Origin of the sequence: Bacillus sp. ISL-35 (assembly GCF_018613355.1) — a bacterium.
Classification (GTDB): Bacteria; Bacillota; Bacilli; order Bacillales; family Cytobacillaceae; genus Mesobacillus.
The window spans coordinates 306,090-326,029 of sequence record NZ_JAGGQK010000002.1 but is presented as its reverse complement, the minus strand read 5'-3'; the positions used below and the strand labels follow the sequence as shown (position 1 = coordinate 326,029).

Here is a 19,940-nt window from a genome sequence, read left to right as displayed (position 1 = left end):
ACTTCCACCTCCATCAGGATCAATCAATTAATTATGCTTCTTTCTTTTTTCTCGTCTTGGCCATAATGAATGTCAGTACAAATGGTACGACAAGCGCGATGCCCATTCCAATGAAGAACACTCCCCAGAACTCTGTGAAGATTGACAGGAAAGCAGGCAGACCGCCGACACCAATCGAAGGCGCCATGACACCGCGGAGTGTAATGACAACTCCGGCAATGGCTGAACCGATGATGGCTGCAATGAACGGATATCTGTAGCGCAGGTTCACACCAAACATGGCAGGCTCCGTTATTCCAAGCCAGGCAGAAATAGCTGAAGTCATAGATAAACCTTTTAATTTTTCATTGTCTTTCTCAGCAAACATCATTGCAAAAGCCGCTGACCCCTGAGCGATGTTTGAAAGTGCGACCATCGGCCAGAGGAATGTTCCGCCAATTGTACCAATCAACTGCAAATCAACCGCAAGGAAGGTATGGTGCATACCGGTGATGACAAGCGGAGCATATAGACCGCCGTAAATCAGTCCGCCAATAGCAGGCACCGCATCGAAAATACCGACAACACCGTCAGTAATCAGATTACCGATTGCAAAAGTAATTGGCCCAATCACGATGAATGACAGGAAACCAGTTACCAATAAAGCAATCGGAGCTACCGTCAACAACTGAAAAGCATCAGGGATACGCTTACGCAAGAAAATTTCCATTTTCGCAAGTACATAAGAAGCTAACAATACTGGCAATACTTGTCCTTGATAGCCAACCTTCTCAACAGTCAGTCCAAATAAATTCCATGTAGGGATTTCTTTTGCTGCTCCGTATCCCCAGGCATTCAGCAAATCAGGATGGACTAACATGAGTCCCAGTACAATACCAAGCAGCGGGTTTCCGCCAAATTTATTTACCGCACTCCAACCGATTAAACCAGGCAGGAATACGAACGCAGTATTGGCAATTAAATTGATGATACTCGCAAAATCAGCCCAGCCGGTATATACATCGATTAACGCTTTTCCTTCAAAGAAAATATCCTTCCCGGTCAGGATATTATTGATACCCATTAATAAACCAGCAGTCACGATCGCCGGCAGGATTGGAATAAAGATATCGGCAAGTGTCTTGATCGCCCTTTGCAGCGGATTCAAGTTTTGCGCTGCCGCATCTTTGATTTCTTGTTTTGAGGCTTCCCCAATTCCGGTAATCGCTACCATTTCCGCGTATACCTTATCGACAAGACCCTGGCCAATGACTACCTGGTATTGACCATTCGCTGAAAATGACCCTTTTACAAGATCATTATCCTCCAGTTGATCCTTATCTACTTTTCCTTCATCCTTTAATGCAAAACGAAGCCTAGTCACACAATGAGTTGCTGCGGCGATATTCTCTTTGCCGCCAACAGCCTCAACAATTTGTTCAACTGCCTTGCGATCCATAGTCGCTCTCCTCCTGTTACCGTTTTCATTTAATATAAAAAAATAGCTTTGAACCTTGAACACTTGTATATACATCATGTTTACGCTCTCATTTTACTTGTATATACAAGATAAGTCAATGATTTTAATCATCTTTTACATTCCCCAAAAACACCAATAAAAACCGCCATCACAAGATGATCGCTGCTTATGAAAAAAATTACCAAATGACAGATTTGTTTTGATTACTGAAATCTAAGGGTAAAAATATAAAATAATGAAATTGAGACGGAAGGGTGTTTATGATGTTAGGGACAAAAAAACTTGAAGAAGGCTATAAGAGATTTGAATCCAAAGCTAAGGAATATATCAAGCGGCCAGAAAAAACGGATGCTCTAATAAAAGATGCCGGCAAGAAGGCAGATGAGAACAAAGGGGCCCTTGCTGAAAGTTGGGACAACCTCCAGCTTCTGTTCGATTTAGTAGGAGCCTGGCGTCGCGGGGAATACCGAAAGATCCCGACTGGATCAATCATGACCATCATCGCCGCAGTAATTTATTTTGTATCTCCCATCGATTTAATACCAGACTTCCTCATCGGGCTTGGAATAGTCGACGATGCTGCCGTGATTGGATTCGTTCTGAAACAAATCACCAACGATTTGGAAAAATTCCGTATCTGGAAGGAAAGGTATGGAGGAAACCATATCACAATAGAAGAAACTCCAGCTGACAATAATACACCAACTCTGAACTAGCCCGAAACTTGTCGGGCTTTTTTTCTTGGGAAAATTCCCTCTTCCCTCTCTAGTACAAAAGTGGCCATTTGCACAATAAACATTTTGTCCTATTCTAATTCAATCATCATTTCCGTAACTTAAAGTAATAGTAAATTTTTTACAAAGTTTACTATATGCTATCGAAAAATAAGGGGGAAGAATCATGCAAAAGCTATTCATGTTGACCTTTGTTTTGATGCTTGTTTTCTCTGGTTCTGTCATAGCCTCTTCTGCACAAAGTTCGAACAGAAATACCAGTCCAACTGAGGATTATAAAAGTAAGACCGGCATCAATCCTGAGGGCTACACATGCTGGCAATGCACAAAATATGCCTACTATAATGGTTATAGAACCTGTGTCTCTGGCGTATGGCTTACCACCTGCCCAGTAACAAACTAAGCCCAAAAAGGATGCTGAATTTTTTCAGCATCCTTTTTTTTCACCCCTTTGTTCCGGATGAGATATTCGAGCCTTCTATGAAGTACTTTTGGAAAAAGAAGAATAACAGAATGACTGGCAGCAATACCGTGACAGACATTGCCATCAAATAATGCCACTGTGTCTGGACAGTACCCTTGAAGGTTTGCAGACCAATTTGCAATGTGTACATGCTTTCATCATTGATATACAGCAGTGGTCCCAATAAGTCATTCCATGCACCATTAAATGAAAAAATTGCCACTGTGATCAAAGCAGGCTTTGTCAATGGCAGCATGATATGCCACCAGATCTGCAAATGGCCGGCTCCATCGAGTACGGCCGCCTCGATCAGCTCATTTGGAATCCCCATCATGAACTGGCGAAGCAGGAAAATGAAGAAAGCACTGCCAAGGAATGCCGGTACGAGCAAAGGCAGGTATGTGTTCACCCAGCCAAGCTTGGAAAACAGGATATATTGCGGCACCATCGTCACAAATCCAGGGATAAGCATGGTTGAAAGAACCAGGACAAATAAAGCATTCCTGCCTTTGAATTTGATTTTTGCAAAACCATAAGCCACCAATGAGTTAACAACTACACTTCCGATCGTACCGACGGTCGCAAGGAAAAGCGTATTCAAAGCCCAGCGAGTGAAAGGAGCAGTCTGCCAGGCCTCGATATAATTGTTGAAATTGAACTCCTTAGGGAAAAATGTAGGTGGATATTGCGCAATCTCAGCAGGTGACTTCAGTGAAGTCGAAATCATCCACCATAATGGCAGTAAAATCAGGGTACTGCCGGCAATTAGCAGCAGCGTCACAAATGTAAGTCTAACCCTATCTTTGAACTTTCTAGTCTCATGAAATTTTGGAGCTGTCACTGAACTCATTTGCCGTCCCCCCCTTCATAATGCACCCATCTTTTTCCGAGCTTCATATTCACTGCTGTCAAGATCATCACTATGATGAACAGCAGCCATGCCATTGCCGAAGCATATCCCATGTTAAAGACCTCAAATGCGTTGTTCCACATATGCAGATTATAGAATAATAGCGAATTTCCAGGGCCGCCACTTCCGTTTTCCGTCATGACATACGCTTCCTGGAAGATTTGAAAAGCACCAATGGTACTTGTGATGACATCAAAAAAGATAATCGGAGAAATCATCGGCAAGGTGATATGGTAAAACTTTTGCCATGGTGAGGCTCCCTCAATATCTGCCGCTTCATACATTTGAGGGGATACCCCCTGCATGATGGCAAGGTATAGCAGCATTCCTCCGCCTACACTCCACATTTTCATCAATAACAATGCAGGCTTGGTCCATTCAGGATCAAACAGCCAGGCCGGACCGTCAATGCCGAACCAGCCAAGCATTGTGTTCACAAGGCCAGTCGAAGGACTCAAAAGCTGCATCCAGAGAAAGTAAACTGCCACACCGGATAAAACCGCCGGCAGATAATAGATTGTCCGGAAAAACTTCATCCCTTTGATTTTCTGATTCAGCAGGACAGCCAGAATAATCGCGCCCGCAGTCGTCAATGGAACCGAGAAAATAACATAATAAAGAGTATTAAAAAGAGAAGTGCGGAATAAATCGTCCATTGTAAACATGCGTTTATAGTTTTCCAAACCGATGAAATTCATTTTTGACGTAATATTGTAATCTGTAAAACTAGCAGCCAGACTGAACAGCAATGGCCCCAAAGTCAGGCCGAGAAATCCTATGATCCATGGAGAAATGAATAAGTAACCAGCGAGATTGTCTTTTGCTTTTCTGCTTAGACCCTTCGTCCGGGCTGCTTCAGCAGTCTTACGTTCACTTATTACTTTTGGCCCAGCTTCTGTGTGCACTAATGTACTTTCCGATGACTTCATACTTTCCTAAACCCCCTTGTTGCATATGAGAAAAAACGAGTGATAATTCAGAAAAAAACAGCCAACCATCTTTTCAGTATTTTCACAAAAGAACCTTATCAAAAAGAGAAGGGCGGTTTGCGCCTTCTCTTTTTCTTAAATTACTTCTTCATTTTTTCAATATCTTCTTCCGCTTGCTTCAATGCTTTTTCAGGAGCTGTTTTTCCTAATAAAGCATTGTCGATATGCGGGTTCAATCTGCTCTGGTAATCAGGATAATCAACTGGTACCGGGAACATCTTTGTTTGGTCCAGATTCTTGACTGAAGCTTCATAAACCATTTTATCCGGGCCTTCTAGTTCATTGAGAGCCGCTTCAGCTGCTTCAATATTCGCTACATTATCATAGTTTTTGACAGCCCAATATTTCTGGGCTTCAACATCTGTCAAATATTTAATAAAGTCCATTGCTTCCTTTGGATGCTTGGATCCTTTTGGTACTTCAACTACGAAACCGCCGCCTTCTGCCCAATTCCCTGCGCCTTCTTCTTTGGCAGGAATTGGTGCTACGCCAAATTCAACATCCTGACCATAATCTCGTAATTGAGTATAGAATGTTCCTACATCAACCCACATTGCAACTTTCCCTGCAATGAAAGGATTAGATTGTTCACTGCCGAATTCTGCCTGGAAAGCCTGGACTGTCTTTTCACCAAGACGCTCTTTCCAATCAAGAATCCAATTGAGTGCTTCCACTTTTTTCGGAGTGTTGATCGCCAACTCTCCGTCCTCGATGAAGCCTTTCCCATTATCTGCGTTCGTCATCCAGCTGGAAGCACCGACACTTCCCCATAGCGGATAGAAACCAACGCGATCATATTTATCTCCATTTTTCACATCTAACTTTTGAGCATATTCTTCAAGTTCAGCCCAGGTTGCAGGTGGCTTGTTAGGATCAAGTCCTGCTTCCTTGAAAGCTTTTTTGTTATAAAAAAGAAGTCGCGTATCTGTGTTGAATGGTACTGCGTATGTCTTTCCATCATGTTCGACTGTATCCCACAGATGAGGATAAAACTGCTGTTTGAATGAATCATCAACATACTTGCTTAAATCCTCAACCTGCTTGTTTTCAGCACGCTGGGCAACAGTATTGATATCATTGACGATGACATCTGCTGGATTTCCGGCTGCAACGGACGCAAGGTTCTTTGTCCAGATATCACCCCATGGCAGGAAGGTGTGCTTCACAAAAACTTTGTCCTGGGACTTGTTGTAATCATCAATGATTTTTTCGATGATCGGACGTCGTGTTTCTGATCCCCAGAATGTCCAGAAATCAACAACAACTTTCCCGTCTTTCGTTTTTTCCGCTTCTGCCTTTTGCTCCCCTGAGCATCCAGCCAGCAATCCGATAAGCATGGATGCTGCTAAAAGTATTGCTAGACCCCTCTTCATCTCTGATCCTCCTGTATATTCAAGTTGATTTATAAGTACAACCCCACTTTTACCACCTCCTTCGGCACTCTAAACGTCTTTTTCGATACTTTTTTAAAATAGTACTAAAGCATCATCAGAATAATAAAAAAAACAGGCTCAAAATTGAACCTGTTTTTCCATGTCCCTGATCATTGCAATGACCTTTTCTGATTTTTCTTTTTCAATTTTGTAAACAAGCTGTCCTTTCATTTTTTTGATATATACAGTATCACCGTCAATCCATAATTTGCATTTATCCGGCTTCCGGTTTTCATAGACCACCAATACATCATAAGCCTCGTCAGGGGATGCGGCATCCTTCCCGCTGCTTTGCCCGCTGAGGGTCTTATTCACCGTCTCCATCCAGGAAGGTTCATCAATGATGGTCACTCCCTTTCTGGTCAGGTTAAAGTTCAGATTAAACTGGTCTGCTGAATCGGATTTTGCCAGATAGGTTATGACCGGAACGCTTGCCGCTAAGAACTGTGCCGGTTTGAGAGCAGTTTCTCCATCATATGCCGGGGTTTGTACTTCCGTAAAAAGGAATGCTGCACACGCAAGAATCATCACAAATGTCAGGAAATTGCCTGTCCAGGTTTTTACTATGTAGTGCAGCTGCCTTTCAGGCTTTCCGGTTTGGAGGATGTTATTATAGGTTTTCCTTTTTTGAATTTCCGACCTGGGTATCTGGTTGAGATTCCTGAAGCTATCTTCTAGTTCAAATGATTTCCTCAATTAGTTCCCCTCTTCTCTTCAACTCTTTTTTTAGCGCGGCCATTGCCCTGGAAGTGGTAATTTTCACTTTGCTTTCGCTCCATCCAAGTATTAAAGCGGTTTCTCTAATCGAAAATTCCTTGATTTTCCTTAGAATCAACACTTCCTGGTAGCTTAGCTTCAAAGCTTTGATTGCTTTGTAAAGTAGTGATGTCTTTTCTCCTTTTACAATAATTTCTACCGGAGAAGGCTGACTTGATTGGATCGCATACTTGTCCAATGAGAAAAACCGCAGTCTTCGTCCTCTTCTTAAGTGGTCAATTGCCACATTTCGTGCTATTTTCACAAGCCATGTGAACATTTGTGAGTCTCCATTAAATTGGTGAATGTTCTTGTACACTCTTAGAAAAGTTTCCTGGGTTAAATCTTCCGCGACTTCCTTCTTTCCGGTCAATAGCAGCAAATAACCGAATACCTTATCACTGTATTCCTCGTATACCTTCTGGAAATGGATGCTGTAATAATCGCTCAAATTTCTCCCCCCTTTTACAAACAGTTAGACGAACAAGCGCAAAAAAAGCAACACTATTTTCGGAATATTTTTAATTTAACTAAAAATAACAGGAATTCAATTTTTTTTCATCATTCTTTTTAACCAAAAGTGTGTCCGATTAAAGTAAAAGGTGCTTGAACGAGTGGTTCAAGCACCTTTTTATCACTCACTTCGATCACTTTACAGCTCGAGCGCTTGTCGGGATTGACCAAGACGCCTGTGATAACATTATTAGCGATAGCATGAGCAGCCGACGATAATCAAGAGGATAAACAGCACAACGATCAATACAAATCCGCTGCCGTATCCAACTCCTCCTACGCCGTAGCCGCCATATCCACAGCATCCGCCATATCCGTACATTCTAAAACCTCCTATTGAAGTTCACTTTAGTAACCGAAACCCCAAGACGCTCCGATAATGATTAAAAGAATGAACAAAACAACAAGCAAAGCAAAACCTCCGCCGTAGCCGCATCCATCTGACATCGTAACAACCTCCTTTTTTTGTGTCCCTATATCCTATTCAACCCGGGACATTTGTGCAATTAAACACCAAAAAAAATACTAGCCCAATTCAAAATTAAAAAAGGCAAACAAAAAAAAAGAACCGTGGAAGGTCCTCTTTCTGCCTGTTGTTATCCAATTTTTTGCACTTGTTCTTCCTGATTCTCATACAAAAATTCATATGTAATCAAAGGATTCACTGGTATTTCCAGCCACCTTGATACTCCAGTGTTCGTCAGTTTTTCTCTGTATACCGGCTTGCAATCTTCAAGAAGGCAAATCCTCAACGTTTCAAACCCGCTTAATTCCTGCACTGACCTCTCAATTTCCTTTATCTCTTCCGGGCTGGCAAGCACTTTATCTTTTTTCGGCTCGAGCAGGACCACGATTAGTTCTTTCTTCATCTGCTTCTCCAATTCCATTCGTGCAAACGCCAGTTTCTTTAATGTTCTGTTCAATTTCCACATGCTGATTCCTGATATTTTTTTATAAATCATAGTTGATGCCTCCATTTTTCCCCCAACTCACATTCTAAAAGACAATTCGTTTAAAAGTAAACTTATATTGGGGTATGGAAGAAATTCCAAGACATCTTTTACAGGATGAAGGCGAAAAAAAGATCGCATAGGAGACTTTGCAATCTTCATGGGGATGTCTATATTAAAGATCCAATAAAAATTTTGCATATCTCGTCATGCGATCCTTAGTCCATTTTGGGGCGGAAACCATTTTGATGTCGATATGCTCAAGATTTTTCATCTGGTCCGTCAAATGCTCCCGGGCAGAGAGCGCGATATAGTCCGCAAGCATACAATTCTCATTCCTGGTGGTCATCACGATTTCCACATCCCGATCGTCCTTGACACTGACTTCATAGACGAGGCCAAGGTTCACAATATCGACTCCGAGCATTGGTTCTTTTACTTCTTCGAGCATTTTATAAATATCAATCTTATCCATAGTGAATGCCTCCTCTCATAAAGTCATGCCTTTATAGCACTTACTTATATGATAAAAGATGGTGAAAAAAATTTGGAGTAACTTACTACAGCTTTCATATTATTGTCATGATTAAAAGGCTAATTTGTGTCATTTCCTGACAAGAAGGTTTATTTTTAAAGGCGCTGTTAAAGCCCATTGTTGTTTTTACACCTGTTGATTGTAGTGGAAAGCGCGTATACTGCTCCGAAAATGCTACCGCATTTCCATCGTGCGTGGGCTGATTCAGTAAGCTAATCAATGTCCTGCGGGCGCAGCTGGTCAGGTGAGACCCCGCAGGAGCAAAGCGACGAGGAGGCTCAGCGCCAGCCAGGAAGAATTGCCTTTTGAAAAAGCCGGCAGTAGGGCTTTTTCATTATTCTTCCAGCGGAAAGCGAAGCGCCTGGAACGAAAATCAACAGTCTTGTTTAATAGAGCCTTTATAAATAAATCCGCAGGCTGAGTAGTTACAGCCTGCGGATGGTTCAGCCGATTATTTTTTCTTTATCCTGCTGTTTTTGTAAGTATAGCAGCGTATCTTTATCGGATGATGTCGGAAGTCCGTATATGGTCTGATATTCCTCGGGGCCCTTGCCTGTGATGAGAATCCATTCCCCCATCCCGGCGCTTTCCCAGGCTTCCTGGATCGCGATCGTCCTGTCGGTGATGACCTTTCCCTTATTCATCCCAAACCGTTCATTCAGTTCCTTTAATTCATCCTCCATCTCATCTTCCGAAACACCGTTCAGATCATCAAATGTCAAAATGAATTCATCACTCATTGCCGCAGACGCTTTTACCATATGCTCTCTTTTCGTCTTGTCCCGCTCTCCGCGAAATCCGAATATATGCTTGATCTTCACGGCATCATGCTCCTGAGCCGCCTGCAGACAGTATTCAATTGCATCCTTCGTGTGGGCATAATCGATAATGAATGTTGCACCCTCCGGATGTGAAATCATTTCGAATCTTCCCGGCACACCTGGGAAAGTCTTTAATGCGTCCGTGATCACATCAGGATGAATGCCGATTTTTATTGCTGTCAAAAAAGCCATCGCAGCGTTATAGACATTATGGAGACCAGGAGAAGGAAAAGTTAAAGGATAGACAATCCCTCCCATTTTGACTTCAAACCTTGTTGCACCATTCAGCTTGATATCCCCTATTTTCAAATCATCGGTTTCGTTATTTCCCATTGAATAGACAGGTATCTCTTTGGCACTCAATAGATCGGTCAGTTTTTCTCCCCACTCGGTCAACATGCTGACAACTGCTGAACCTTCTTGCTTCATGTAATTGTACATCAGTGTTTTTGCCTCGAAATAATCCTCAATCGTCGGATGATAATCCAGATGGTCATGGGAAAGGTTCGTGAACAGTCCATAATCCAGTTCCAATCCTTCAATCCGATACTGCTTCAAGGCATGTGAAGACACCTCTAGAACAACAAATTCATCATTGCTGTTTGCCATTAATTCCTGGATTTGCAAGGCATCTGGAGTAGTATTCGAAGGCTTGTACACTTCATTATTTATAATATAAGACACCGTGCCGAGCAAAGAGCAACTTTTGCCGGCATGCTCAAGAATATGCTTTAAAATATATGAAACCGTCGTTTTTCCGTTTGTGCCTGTGATGCCAATCACCGTATGCTTTCTTGACGGATGTTGATAATAAGCACTTGCAGCCCTCCCTAGAGCCAGTCTGCTGTCAAATACCTGGATATACGGTACAGCAATTTCAAGCTCATTTTCTCCAATAACGGCAGCAGCACCATTGTCAATTGCTTCTTGAATAAACTGGTGACCATCAATTTGATAACCAGAAATCGCAACAAACAAATCCCCTGGCTTCACCTTTCGTGAATCCATTTGTATACCTGCCAAATCAGGATCTGCATCGTTTATGTATTTTTTCAAACTGCCGCCGAGGGCTTCAAGTACTTTTGATAATCTCATTTCCAAAACTCCCTTTTTAACTGCCTATAAATTCCACATCTGGAACCTAGAAACGTATAGAATATGTCTCTTTTTATATTCCCCCAATTTCTAAAACTATGCCTCGTAAATTGTATAAGAAATCACTTTAAAAAAAATGAGCAGAAAGAAGCAGCAAAAAAGGCCGGCAATACAGCCAGCCTTTTACTGTTTTCTGGGATTATCTGCCGGAGAACTGGGACAAGTACTTAGAGTTCAGCCTGCTATGTTGCTGCAGCATAAAGGCTGACGTTGTTGAGCCTTCTTTCCGGAGGGTGTTAAGAGCCTCAATCATTTCTTTAGCCGTTCCAATACCTATTCCATGCCCATAATATAATCCTTTTCCCAGGACAACCGCATTTTCGCCTCGCCAGATGGGCATTTCGAAATCAGGGTTCATGAAATAAACCACATCACCGGGGATAAACTCACTCCCTTCCAAGGTTATGATGGCCAAATCAGGGTCATAATTCCAGTTCCAGACAAGCAGTCCCCTGAATAAATAGTCAAAATCCGTCAACCTGATGGAATCGAGGACTGCTTTGTAAAAAATGATCACCATTGCGGTAGAGCATTCAAACCCATACTCCTGCCCATTTTCAAAAATGTCAGAAATGGCATCAGACGGTCGTGCATTTGGATTCAAAAGGTAACCTCTTGGTCCTTTTGTCCAATAAATCGGATTGAATTTAGAGTATTTGAACGAAGTGAAGGCCACCGAAGCATCTTTCAGTTTCAGTGCCGTTTCAATGATATTTTCCCTTAGCCTGATTTCAAATAGGAGCTGAAAGGTTGAGTCAAACTCAAACAAAGTCAGGCTATGATCCAGATGCTCGTATATTTCCCTCTGCTTCCCAGACAGATTCTGCAGCTTTTGCTTGCCTGCAGCATCTGGAAACCGGATGATAATCATCACGCTCCCCCTCCATATTCCAATAATTAAACATACATTCTAACTATATGAACTTTCCCGGCACAAAAGACATTGGACAGCGTGGTTAATTGGAATCCAGGTTTAAAGTGCCATGACACCATGAATTGATAAAGTTGGGGTCTATTCATTCGCGGACCTCGCTTTTGGGTAATCATCTAGTTACTTCTATGTGATAGCAAAGGCTGTGTTATTACCTTCCTCGCAACGGAAGTTTGTTTTAAATTGATGTGAAAGGGTATTTTCAATGTAAAAGGAGGTTTTATCATGCCAGAAAAAAATCACAATGATGGTTCACCAGAACAGGAGAATAAGCAAGCGCACAATAAGGATATCGAGCCTCAAAGGGATCCAGTAAAACCTCAGGAAGAGTCAAAAGATGATAAGTAGGCATTAAGTGCGATACTCGGAAGAATTAATCAGTGAGGTGAGAAATATTGAAAAAAGATGATAAAAAGCCTATACCAGTAGATAATACTCAAAATATGGACAACCCGGAACAGTATGAAACCCGGACGAAAAGCCTCCATGATCGATACAAAAGTGAATTGACAGTAGACACGATTCCGATGGAAGACCTCAATCAGGAAAAGCAAGAAGAAAAGGACGGTCACCATTCAAAAGATTCGTCTTCAAGTGAAAAGAAGTACAATGTTGATATTGATAATGAATTATAGCAACAGCCCTGGGATTCCAGGGCTTTTTGGTTTATCACAGGCAAAAAAGTGAATAGTAAGAAGGTGCACAAAAAGGAGGAAACGAAATGGAGCAACAACTTTTGAAGGAAAAAATCATGGAAGTTCTCGGTGAGTCAAAGGTAGGAACCCTTGCGACCGTTGTGGATAATAAGCCGCACACACGCTATATGACTTTCTTCCATGAAGATTTGACAATGTACACCCCGACAAGCAAGGAAACATATAAAGCTGAAGAAATTGAAAAGAATGCCAATGTCCATATCCTGCTTGGATATGAAGGCGAAGGAATGGGTGATGCCTATATCGAAGTGCAGGGCAAGGCTGCGATCCGGGAAGAACATAGCTTAAAGGATAAATTCTGGAATGAAAGAATGAAGAAATGGATTGAAAGCCCAAATGATCCCGAGTTCATCATCCTGGAAATAAAACCAGAAACGATCCGGCTCATGAATGATCATGGAGAACCTGAAGAGTTGAGATTATAAATCGCGATGGAGAGCGGGAAAATCCCCTCTCCATCTTTTTATATATCGAAGAACATGCCGGATTTTGTTCAAACATTTGTTAAAAATAACAGCATAAAATGACTTGATATAAAAATAGGTTTATTGTAATCTATTGATATAAACAATGTGAAACATTTCACAAATTTTATTTTAAAAACCAATAGCAAAGTTTATTTTTTTACCCTAACTTGTGAAAATATTCACAATCACCCAGCCAGAAAGAAGGAAATACAATGAATACTCCCAAAATAGTCATACTAGGCGCAGGATATGGCGGACTGATTACAAGCCGCCAACTTGAGAAATCCCTAAGGAACGGCGAAGCTGAAGTAACATTGATCAATAAACATGATTACCATTATATTTCTACCCAACTTCATAAAACAGGTGCAGGTACGGCATCTGACGATAAAATTACATTGCACATCCCTGACCTGCTCAAGACAAATAAGGTCCAGTTCAAAAAAGGAACCGTACACGATGTTGACTTTGGTGCAAAGAAGGTCTGCCTCGATTCTGGCGATGAAATTGATTATGACTACTTGCTGATCTCTCTTGGTTTTGATGTTGCTACTTTTGGTATTCCCGGTGTAGAAGAAAATGCGTTTAAAATTAAAAGTTTCCAGAGCACCAAAGCTATCTACAATCATGTTCTCAGACAGATGGCTGCTTACAAGGAAGATTCTGATCCTTCAAGACTTACATTTGCGGTTGCCGGGGCAGGCTTTACCGGTATTGAAATGGTTGGCGAACTTATTGAAGCATTGCCCAAGCTTTGCCGCAAATATGAAATTCCTTTATCCGAAACAAGAATCATCAATATCGAAGCTTCTCCAACGGTTCTTCCAGGGTTTGATCAAGAAGCAATTGATTTTACAACCAATTATTTAAAGAAAAACAGCGTTGAATTAATGACATCTACAAAAATACTAGAATGTTCTCCAACTTCCATTGAATTGGACAATGGAGAAGTACTTCCGTCCAGGACATTGATTTGGTCTGGTGGTGTCCGCGGCAATACTCTCCTGGAAAAACTGGACTTGCCCGTTTCAAGAGGACGCATTCCGGTCGATGAATGTTTACGGGTAAAAGGTGTTGAAAATGTCTTTTGTATCGGGGATGCCGCGTTATTCATGAAGGATGATAAAAACGCCCTGCCTCCGACTGCGCAGGTGGCCATACAGCAGGCAGAGTTATGTGGTCCAAATATTATTGCCAGCCTGAGGGGTGAACACCTTAAAAATTTTGTTTATCACCATAAGGGCACTGTAGCTTCCATTGGTAATAAGGCGGCCGTAGGAAAAGTCTTCGGTTTGAAGATCTCAGGTTCATTTGCTGCCTTAATGAAGCAGGTCATCGAGGCACGCTACCTGTTCGTGCTCGGAGGACCTGGCCTCGTCGTTAAGCAATTTTTTAAGATTGGTAAGCCGTACTCAGAGGTTTCCACTGTCTCCCATCAAAAATAACAACCAAAAGCATCGGAGCAGTTCTCAGTGAACTGTACCCGATGCTTTGTTTAATTTTGTGATGCTGTCAACGAGTCTTCCGGAGGGCGTTTTCCTCTTTTCAAATCATCAATCGTCAGTCCAAAGCGCATCTCTAAATGCGGATAATCTTTAAAGTGCTTCCAATCTCCACCCCATTGAAAGCCAAGTTCCTTGGCAATGGAAACTACCTCCCTCCAATCGGATTTTCCGTTCCCATTCCCGTCATAGGCCGTATCCCATAAGGCTTTACCTTGTTTATCCAATAAAGCAAAATCTATTGCGAGTCCAAAATTATGATAAGAATCCCCGCCTTTTGCATGGGTGACAATTTGGCCGTCTGCCGTCCTGCCCTTTTCATACAAAGAATCTTGTTCCTGGAAACTCCTGAATCCATCTGTAACAATGACCCTGATCCCTAAATCAGCTGCTCTTTGAATCAGGGCCTCCTTATTCTCCGAGACAACTGGATGGAGTCCCTCTGGCAGGGGAACGTCTTCATTGAATTCCGGCCTGGTCAGGAACTGATAATATAGCAGGAGCACCACCAAAACCAGCAAGAACGTGACGGATGCATTCCCAAACAGCTTTTTTTTCACGGTAAAAGTCCTTTCAGTTATTCTTTCAGTCTATTATATTACGAATTCAAACCGCCTCGGGTTTCATGGATTGAGAAATTGAAAAAACCTGGCAATAACTTTGCCAGGCCAATCCTATTCGAACTGGTATTTTTCTAAAATACGTTCAGAGACCAGCTTGTATCCTTTATCATTTAAATGGAGGGAATCACTGAAATATTGTTTTTTATTTTTCCCTTTAAACAAATCATTGGTAGGAATGTAAACGATCTGTTTTTCATCTTTAATCATTTTACTGATTTCATTATTCCAGTCATCAATCACAGTTTCTATTGCCTTGCTGTCAGGATAGGGATTATAAAGTCCAAGCAGCAAGATTGGTGCTTGCTCATTTTGTTCAGACAGTATGTTGATGATGGATTTTAGATTTTTCAAATAGTCTTCCTGACCTTTGGCAATTGCATCATCCTTCAGGTTATTCAAGTTTCCGCCATTGCTGTTGATCAAATCATTCGTACCGATAAAAAGAATAAAATAATCCGCTTCATCAAGTTTCCCTCTTATCCCAACATCAGACAGTTGGGCAAGGATTCCCGATGATTCAAGACCGTAAATTGCTTCGTTATCAAAATTGAATTCTTTCTTGCTCTGGGTATTCAATTTTACTTTTAACGTATCAATATAACCTGAACCTTTTTCATCTCCGAACCCATACGTAAGTGAGTCGCCAAATGCAATAACCAGCCTTTCCACTTTGTCTTTTTCTTGTGTGTTACCATAAATGCTGACTCCTGCCAGCAGAGCGATTACAACTACTAGTGTTATTAGAATTCGATTGGTTTTCATGATGGTTCCCTTCTCTGTTTGATTTCTCTTTTTCTTACCCCTTTGGTACTGGACCTGAAACCTAAAGTGCCCTCCCTTAAAATTCCTCTTGCCAATTCATGCGTTTAAATGATATATTAATCAAGCGATGAGCTGAATTGTGTAAGCCGACTGACACTCCTTCATGGAAATGTACGATGTGGCGTACAGTCAGTCGCCTCAATACGCAGAAAAGACGCCCCTGAGGCGTCTTTTCTTTTTTTATTCTCTTATCGATCCCTGTAACCGTCACGATCAAGATCAGTATCGTTTCTTAACTCGTTGCGGTTAAGATCAGTATCGTTTCTTAACTTATTGCGGTTCAGGTCGCCATCATTCACGATCCTGTCGTCATCAGCCTCAAGATGAGCCTCCTCACGCTTGACACTTTCTACAACCTGTTCAGTATCGGTCACTTCGCGCTTGCCGATGACAATTTCTTCTGAAACAACAGGTTTCTTCGTGACCTCTACTTTTTCTTCCATGATCGGTACACGGATTGTTTCGTCATCTTCGATTGCAGCGTCAGTTCCAGTTGCTGCCTCATTCACATCCCGTCTTTCAATGTATACTTCCTCACGGGTAACCGGAATATTGACCTTCTGTTGGTCTTCAACTACTTCTTTATGCACTTCGACTTCACCTGCCTGGACGCGCTCCTTGGAAACATCCAGCTGTTCTTCCCTTAATCTCAGAGTTTGTTCATCTGTATCCTCATAGTTTCCAGTTACAGACGTGTCTGTATTTTGATAATTCCCTGCTACTGATGTGTCCGTAACATAGCCTGTTTCCTCAACATCAAGGCCAGAAGCATTGGTTTCCGCTAACAGGATGATACGGCCAGCTCTTACATCCGCTTCATATTCCCTTGCAGCGTCATCTGTCAATCCCAGCCCTACTAGACGGTCTGAAATAGAAGGTTCATTGCCGCCGAGATTTCGGTCCGCATCGAACGCAGTCATTAGGCTCTGCCAGAATCCTCCTTCTTTATGATCATCATGATCTGTTCCAATAGTTTCCGTCGTTACGCCTGTCCTGCTTTCCAGTGCAGTGGTAATGTCATTTGTGTCCCCAATAATGGAAAAATCCTGGACAGCATATCCCTTGTTTTTATGCTCTTCAATTGCTTCAATTAATTCCGTTTGATTATCATAAACTCCAACTACTTTTTTAGACATTTTAAATTCCTCCATTTCAATGTAAGTTACATCCGGTTGCACCGGTAGTGTATTCTTACCCCGCATGGCCAACCCCTCAAACTATTTAGCACATACCAAAATTAGCCACAACCGGAAAAGAAGGCAGAAAGATATCTTGTACGGAATAATGGATACAAAGAAAAAAACCGGTTTACACCGGTTTTAAATCATCCTCTATCTTAGTCACTTCTAAATAGGCGATATGGTATTCATCAATTTCAATGATTTTGAAAAGATACCCCTCTTCCTCGATCTCATCTCCAATTTTGGCATCAATATTCTTGGTCATGAACCAGCCGCCAATGGTATCGACATCTTCTTCGGAAATATGGATGCCTAAGAGGTCATTCACTTCATCAATCAATACTCGTGAGCTGAAAAGATAATGGTCTTCTTTCACCTTCCTGATTTCGGCAATTTCGTCTACATCAAATTCGTCGCGGATGTCCCCGACGATTTCTTCAAGGATATCCTCAACAGTTACGAGGCCGGAGGTGCCGCCATACTCATCGATCAAGATTGCCATGTGGATGCGCTCTTTCTGCATCTTCACGAGCAAATCATGGATGGGAATAGTCTCAATCACTCTGATGACAGGCTTAATGAATGACGACAAAATCGAATCTTTTTGAAGTTCTTTTTGCGTCAGTTTGGCAGTCAGTATTTCCTTGATGTTGATCATTCCTACTACATTATCCTTTTCACCATCGATTACGGGATAACGAGTATATTTTTCCTGCTGGATCACATCGATAATTTTTTCAACATCATCAGAAATGTCAAACGTAACAATCTCAGTTCTCGGAACCATGATTTCCTTGGCAATCCGTTCATCAAATTCAAAGATGTTGTTAACAAAGTTCAATTCATTCTGATTGATTTCTCCACTTTCATAACTCTCCGATAAAAGAATCCGAAGCTCTTCCTCTGAATGGGCTATTTCATGTTCTGATGCCGGCTTTAAGCCAAATAGTCCGACAAGAAGCCTGGCTGATCCATTCAGCGCCCAAATGAAGGGGTACATAATTTTATAAAACAAGATGATTGGCTTTGAAAATGCCATGGTTATTGATTCTGCTTTTTGGATGGCAACCGTTTTAGGGGCAAGTTCCCCAACAACCACGTGCAAAAAAGTGATCGAAGCAAAAGCGATTGCGAACGATAAAAGACCTGATAATGACGGATTTAGATCTAAGCTTTCAAAAACGGGATGGAGCATTGCTTCCACTGTCGGTTCCCCTAACCACCCAAGACCAAGAGCTGTGATCGTGATCCCCAGCTGACAGGCAGAAAGATATTCATCGAGATGCGTGATTACATGTTTAGCCGACTGTGCACCGTTCTTTCCTTCAGCAATCAGTTGATCAATCCTTGAACTCCTGACTTTAACAATCGCAAATTCCGTCGCAACAAAAAAACCGGTCAATGCAATCAAAAGGATAACTAACAGCAAATTCGTAATAATCAATGGGCAAGCCCTACATTTTGTAAGGCATTCACCTCCTAACCAACATTTCCTCCAAAATTTCATTACCCAAATGAAATCATTTTTTAAATTATACCCGTATATTAAGCAACTAACGCATTATATAGAAAGAACTTGAATCAATACAGTCCTAGTATTCGATATTACGCCTCAATATATCAGCAATTCTCATACAAATTCATTTTGGAGGTGGCTGTAAAATTTGATTAGGATGCCTTTTTAACGGTATCTTCAACCCTGGTATTGGATAAGAACCATCCAGCAGCAGCTATCCCTCCCAGAACAGCATAGAAAATCAGCTTCCATAATGACGAGTGAGGGAAATTCTGATTGATTACTCCTAGTGCAGGATGGGATAGGGTCAATACTGCCAGTTTCACCCCAACCCAGCCGACGATCGCAAATGCCGCAATTTCAAGACCCGGCCTTTTTTCAAGCAGACTGACGAACATATTTGCTGCAAATCTCATAATGATTACCCCAATCATGCCGCCCGCAAAGATGACGAGAAATTGCCCACCGTCCATTCCTCCGATATCAGGGATAGGTGTTTCTGGCAACACCACTGCCAGTGCAACAGCTGCAAGAATCGAATCGATGGCAAAAGCTATGTCGGCTACCTCCACTTTCAGTACGGTCATCCAAAAACCGCTTTTGTTTTCCCTTTTCTTGGACCATGCTTCCTTCTGGATTTCTTTATTAGGGACCAGTTTTTTAACTATTTGACTTACTGACATGAATAGCAGGTATAAAGCCCCAATAGCCTGGATTTGCCATAAATCAACCATGAAGGAAAGAACAAATAAAGATGTGAATCGAAACACAAATGCTCCTGCAAGCCCATAAAACAGCGCTTTTTTTCGTTTCCCTTCAGGAAGGTGTTTCACCATGATCGCCAGCACTAATGCATTATCCGCTGCTAAAAGTCCTTCCATCAATATAAGCACAAGCAGTACCCAACCATATTCAAGCAACAAAGTTAGTTCCATTTTCTTCTCCTCCATTCCGGATCATCCCCGGCATACGAAAAAAAGCCTTGCCGCAAATGGCAAAGGCCTTAAACAAATAGAAAAAGACCTTTACCGTTTTCAGTAAAGGTCTTGCTAACAACGTCAATGTTGCCAATAAAGCCGGAGACTTTCATCTCGGCATGACGACTTTATTGTAGCAGCTACTCCCCTTTAAAAAGGATGATCCTCTTAATTTAAATATATTGGAGCAGCTATTATTAGTCAATTAACTAGGCTTTTATTATGGTTCTTGCAGCCGGCGCACAAAAAACGTAAACTCATCTGTTGCCCCGAAAAAGCCATTGGTCCCTGATACTATCGGAGACTATTGCGATCTTCAGCAATCAATACTCTACAAGTAATTAACAATATCTACTCTAATAGTACTTTTTACTTAACAAATTTTGAAATTTGCCGAAAATAACAATAACGATATTTTCGTCTATGCAGAATCAGAAGGAGTGGACAAATTGCGTTTTAAGAAAAGAAAGAATACTGTCAAAAAGAC

General features: G+C 41.7%; 23 protein-coding genes. 6 read left to right on the top strand and 17 right to left on the bottom strand.

What is annotated here, in order from left to right; genetic code table 11:
• Positions 1-31: 31 nt before the first annotated feature.
• Complete coding sequence (gene treP, locus J7E38_RS04820; RefSeq protein ID WP_214709914.1) at positions 32-1,438, bottom strand: PTS system trehalose-specific EIIBC component; 1,407 nt, start codon at positions 1,436-1,438, stop codon at positions 32-34.
• 284 nt (positions 1,439-1,722) lie between these two features.
• Here treP and J7E38_RS04815 point away from each other — a divergent pair, with 284 nt between their 5' ends.
• A complete protein-coding gene (locus tag J7E38_RS04815; RefSeq protein WP_251030202.1) occupies positions 1,723-2,175 on the top strand; it encodes a YkvA family protein in 453 nt (150 codons plus the stop codon).
• Positions 2,176-2,359: 184 nt separating this feature from the next.
• The gene (locus J7E38_RS04810; protein WP_214709917.1) at positions 2,360-2,596 is read left to right on the top strand and encodes a hypothetical protein; all 237 of its coding nucleotides are present in this window, start codon (positions 2,360-2,362) and stop codon (positions 2,594-2,596) included.
• A 40-nt stretch (positions 2,597-2,636) separates the two neighbouring features.
• Here the strand turns inward: J7E38_RS04810 and J7E38_RS04805 are convergent, their stop codons facing one another.
• The 11 genes from J7E38_RS04805 to J7E38_RS04755 form a co-directional block, all read right to left on the bottom strand.
• Complete coding sequence (locus tag J7E38_RS04805; RefSeq protein WP_214709919.1) at positions 2,637-3,506, bottom strand: carbohydrate ABC transporter permease; 870 nt, start codon at positions 3,504-3,506, stop codon at positions 2,637-2,639.
• Positions 3,503-4,495, bottom strand: coding sequence for a carbohydrate ABC transporter permease (locus tag J7E38_RS04800; RefSeq protein ID WP_214709921.1), 993 nt, complete (start codon positions 4,493-4,495; stop codon positions 3,503-3,505). Before J7E38_RS04800 ends, J7E38_RS04805 begins: the two co-directional genes overlap by 4 nt.
• Before the next feature lie 140 nt (positions 4,496-4,635).
• Complete coding sequence (locus J7E38_RS04795) at positions 4,636-5,928, bottom strand: ABC transporter substrate-binding protein (protein ID WP_214709923.1); 1,293 nt, start codon at positions 5,926-5,928, stop codon at positions 4,636-4,638.
• A 138-nt stretch (positions 5,929-6,066) separates the two neighbouring features.
• Complete coding sequence (locus J7E38_RS04790) at positions 6,067-6,684, bottom strand: hypothetical protein (protein WP_214709925.1); 618 nt, start codon at positions 6,682-6,684, stop codon at positions 6,067-6,069.
• Positions 6,668-7,195: an RNA polymerase sigma factor gene (locus J7E38_RS04785; RefSeq protein WP_214709927.1), complete on the bottom strand. Its 528-nt coding sequence runs from the start codon at positions 7,193-7,195 to the stop codon at positions 6,668-6,670. Before J7E38_RS04785 ends, J7E38_RS04790 begins: the two co-directional genes overlap by 17 nt.
• Positions 7,196-7,447: 252 nt before the next feature.
• Positions 7,448-7,579: a YjcZ family sporulation protein gene (locus J7E38_RS04780; RefSeq protein ID WP_214709930.1), complete on the bottom strand. Its 132-nt coding sequence runs from the start codon at positions 7,577-7,579 to the stop codon at positions 7,448-7,450.
• Positions 7,580-7,605: 26 nt separating this feature from the next.
• Positions 7,606-7,704: a YjcZ family sporulation protein gene (locus J7E38_RS04775; RefSeq protein ID WP_079508178.1), complete on the bottom strand. Its 99-nt coding sequence runs from the start codon at positions 7,702-7,704 to the stop codon at positions 7,606-7,608.
• A gap of 149 nt (positions 7,705-7,853) precedes the next feature.
• A complete protein-coding gene (locus J7E38_RS04770; RefSeq protein WP_214709932.1) occupies positions 7,854-8,219 on the bottom strand; it encodes a hypothetical protein in 366 nt (121 codons plus the stop codon).
• Positions 8,220-8,382: 163 nt separating this feature from the next.
• Positions 8,383-8,682: a metal-sulfur cluster assembly factor gene (locus tag J7E38_RS04765; protein ID WP_214709934.1), complete on the bottom strand. Its 300-nt coding sequence runs from the start codon at positions 8,680-8,682 to the stop codon at positions 8,383-8,385.
• A gap of 503 nt (positions 8,683-9,185) precedes the next feature.
• Positions 9,186-10,658 (bottom strand): UDP-N-acetylmuramoyl-L-alanyl-D-glutamate--2,6-diaminopimelate ligase, encoded by a 1,473-nt coding sequence (locus J7E38_RS04760; protein ID WP_214709936.1) that lies wholly within the window; start codon positions 10,656-10,658, stop codon positions 9,186-9,188.
• A gap of 199 nt (positions 10,659-10,857) precedes the next feature.
• Positions 10,858-11,589 carry a hypothetical protein gene (locus J7E38_RS04755; RefSeq protein WP_214709938.1) on the bottom strand — a complete coding sequence of 244 codons (732 nt, stop codon included), beginning with the start codon at positions 11,587-11,589 and terminating at the stop codon, positions 10,858-10,860.
• Positions 11,590-11,874: 285 nt separating this feature from the next.
• Between J7E38_RS04755 and J7E38_RS24045 the strand changes: the two genes are divergently transcribed.
• The 4 genes from J7E38_RS24045 (at position 11,875) to J7E38_RS04740 (ending at position 14,277) form a co-directional block, all read left to right on the top strand.
• A complete protein-coding gene (locus tag J7E38_RS24045; RefSeq protein ID WP_285291706.1) occupies positions 11,875-11,997 on the top strand; it encodes a hypothetical protein in 123 nt (40 codons plus the stop codon).
• Between the two features lie 47 nt (positions 11,998-12,044).
• The gene (locus J7E38_RS04750) at positions 12,045-12,284 is read left to right on the top strand and encodes a hypothetical protein (RefSeq protein WP_214709939.1); all 240 of its coding nucleotides are present in this window, start codon (positions 12,045-12,047) and stop codon (positions 12,282-12,284) included.
• 86 nt (positions 12,285-12,370) lie between these two features.
• The gene (locus tag J7E38_RS04745) at positions 12,371-12,790 is read left to right on the top strand and encodes a pyridoxamine 5'-phosphate oxidase family protein (protein ID WP_214709941.1); all 420 of its coding nucleotides are present in this window, start codon (positions 12,371-12,373) and stop codon (positions 12,788-12,790) included.
• A gap of 254 nt (positions 12,791-13,044) precedes the next feature.
• The gene (locus tag J7E38_RS04740; protein ID WP_214709943.1) at positions 13,045-14,277 is read left to right on the top strand and encodes an NAD(P)/FAD-dependent oxidoreductase; all 1,233 of its coding nucleotides are present in this window, start codon (positions 13,045-13,047) and stop codon (positions 14,275-14,277) included.
• A 50-nt stretch (positions 14,278-14,327) separates the two neighbouring features.
• Here the strand turns inward: J7E38_RS04740 and J7E38_RS04735 are convergent, their stop codons facing one another.
• From J7E38_RS04735 to J7E38_RS04715, 5 genes are all read right to left on the bottom strand, one after another.
• A complete protein-coding gene (locus J7E38_RS04735) occupies positions 14,328-14,894 on the bottom strand; it encodes a M15 family metallopeptidase (RefSeq protein WP_214709945.1) in 567 nt (188 codons plus the stop codon).
• 114 nt (positions 14,895-15,008) lie between these two features.
• Positions 15,009-15,719: a GDSL-type esterase/lipase family protein gene (locus J7E38_RS04730; RefSeq protein ID WP_214709947.1), complete on the bottom strand. Its 711-nt coding sequence runs from the start codon at positions 15,717-15,719 to the stop codon at positions 15,009-15,011.
• A 248-nt stretch (positions 15,720-15,967) separates the two neighbouring features.
• The gene (locus tag J7E38_RS04725; protein WP_214709948.1) at positions 15,968-16,915 is read right to left on the bottom strand and encodes a YsnF/AvaK domain-containing protein; all 948 of its coding nucleotides are present in this window, start codon (positions 16,913-16,915) and stop codon (positions 15,968-15,970) included.
• Between the two features lie 172 nt (positions 16,916-17,087).
• Positions 17,088-18,404, bottom strand: coding sequence for a hemolysin family protein (locus J7E38_RS04720; RefSeq protein ID WP_214709949.1), 1,317 nt, complete (start codon positions 18,402-18,404; stop codon positions 17,088-17,090).
• Positions 18,405-18,628: 224 nt separating this feature from the next.
• Complete coding sequence (locus J7E38_RS04715; protein WP_214709950.1) at positions 18,629-19,411, bottom strand: TerC family protein; 783 nt, start codon at positions 19,409-19,411, stop codon at positions 18,629-18,631.
• Positions 19,412-19,940 lie beyond the last annotated feature (529 nt).

What these genes read in the sequence shown, in the direction of transcription:
- treP (WP_214709914.1), bottom strand. Translation starts at nt 1,438, where the DNA reads ATGGATCGCAAGGCAGTTGAACAAATTGTTGAGGCTGTTGGCGGCAAA.
- J7E38_RS04815 (WP_251030202.1), top strand. Translation starts at nt 1,723, where the DNA reads ATGTTAGGGACAAAAAAACTTGAAGAAGGCTATAAGAGATTTGAATCC.
- J7E38_RS04810 (WP_214709917.1), top strand. Translation starts at nt 2,360, where the DNA reads ATGCAAAAGCTATTCATGTTGACCTTTGTTTTGATGCTTGTTTTCTCT.
- J7E38_RS04805 (WP_214709919.1), bottom strand. Translation starts at nt 3,506, where the DNA reads ATGAGTTCAGTGACAGCTCCAAAATTTCATGAGACTAGAAAGTTCAAA.
- J7E38_RS04800 (WP_214709921.1), bottom strand. Translation starts at nt 4,495, where the DNA reads ATGAAGTCATCGGAAAGTACATTAGTGCACACAGAAGCTGGGCCAAAA.
- J7E38_RS04795 (WP_214709923.1), bottom strand. Translation starts at nt 5,928, where the DNA reads ATGAAGAGGGGTCTAGCAATACTTTTAGCAGCATCCATGCTTATCGGA.
- J7E38_RS04780 (WP_214709930.1), bottom strand. Translation starts at nt 7,579, where the DNA reads ATGTACGGATATGGCGGATGCTGTGGATATGGCGGCTACGGCGTAGGA.
- J7E38_RS04775 (WP_079508178.1), bottom strand. Translation starts at nt 7,704, where the DNA reads ATGTCAGATGGATGCGGCTACGGCGGAGGTTTTGCTTTGCTTGTTGTT.
- J7E38_RS04770 (WP_214709932.1), bottom strand. Translation starts at nt 8,219, where the DNA reads ATGATTTATAAAAAAATATCAGGAATCAGCATGTGGAAATTGAACAGA.
- J7E38_RS04765 (WP_214709934.1), bottom strand. Translation starts at nt 8,682, where the DNA reads ATGGATAAGATTGATATTTATAAAATGCTCGAAGAAGTAAAAGAACCA.
- J7E38_RS04760 (WP_214709936.1), bottom strand. Translation starts at nt 10,658, where the DNA reads ATGAGATTATCAAAAGTACTTGAAGCCCTCGGCGGCAGTTTGAAAAAA.
- J7E38_RS04755 (WP_214709938.1), bottom strand. Translation starts at nt 11,589, where the DNA reads ATGATTATCATCCGGTTTCCAGATGCTGCAGGCAAGCAAAAGCTGCAG.
- J7E38_RS24045 (WP_285291706.1), top strand. Translation starts at nt 11,875, where the DNA reads ATGCCAGAAAAAAATCACAATGATGGTTCACCAGAACAGGAGAATAAG.
- J7E38_RS04745 (WP_214709941.1), top strand. Translation starts at nt 12,371, where the DNA reads ATGGAGCAACAACTTTTGAAGGAAAAAATCATGGAAGTTCTCGGTGAG.
- J7E38_RS04740 (WP_214709943.1), top strand. Translation starts at nt 13,045, where the DNA reads ATGAATACTCCCAAAATAGTCATACTAGGCGCAGGATATGGCGGACTG.
- J7E38_RS04730 (WP_214709947.1), bottom strand. Translation starts at nt 15,719, where the DNA reads ATGAAAACCAATCGAATTCTAATAACACTAGTAGTTGTAATCGCTCTG.
- J7E38_RS04725 (WP_214709948.1), bottom strand. Translation starts at nt 16,915, where the DNA reads ATGTCTAAAAAAGTAGTTGGAGTTTATGATAATCAAACGGAATTAATT.
- J7E38_RS04715 (WP_214709950.1), bottom strand. Translation starts at nt 19,411, where the DNA reads ATGGAACTAACTTTGTTGCTTGAATATGGTTGGGTACTGCTTGTGCTT.